The sequence below is a fragment of the Neptuniibacter pectenicola genome (assembly GCF_001597735.1).
GTDB classification, from domain to species: Bacteria; Pseudomonadota; Gammaproteobacteria; order Pseudomonadales; family Balneatricaceae; genus Neptuniibacter; species Neptuniibacter pectenicola.
On sequence record NZ_LUTS01000151.1, the window covers coordinates 1 to 254 of the forward strand.

Sequence of the window (254 nt, forward strand, 5' to 3'; positions counted from 1 at the left end):
ATGCTTGCGTGCCAGTTCGCGCGCAATGCTCAAACCTATGCCGGTACCGCTAATACCATCAGTAAGTTTGTTACTGGCGCGATAAAATTGTTCAAAAATAGATCTTGATGAGTACTCATCTATACCGGGGCCGTTGTCATGGATGCGAATAAAACTGTAGTCACCTTCCTGCCAGCACTCTATCTGTAGAACACCGCTATCAGCTGCGTATTTCTCAGCGTTACTGAATAAGTTATTTAAAATCTGTTCAGTAC

At 43.7% G+C, this 254-nt stretch carries 1 protein-coding gene; it reads right to left on the reverse strand.

From position 1 onward, the window contains the following. The coding region (locus A3773_RS17290; RefSeq protein WP_197462879.1) for a sensor histidine kinase at positions 1–254 on the reverse strand (254 nt) is incomplete at both ends.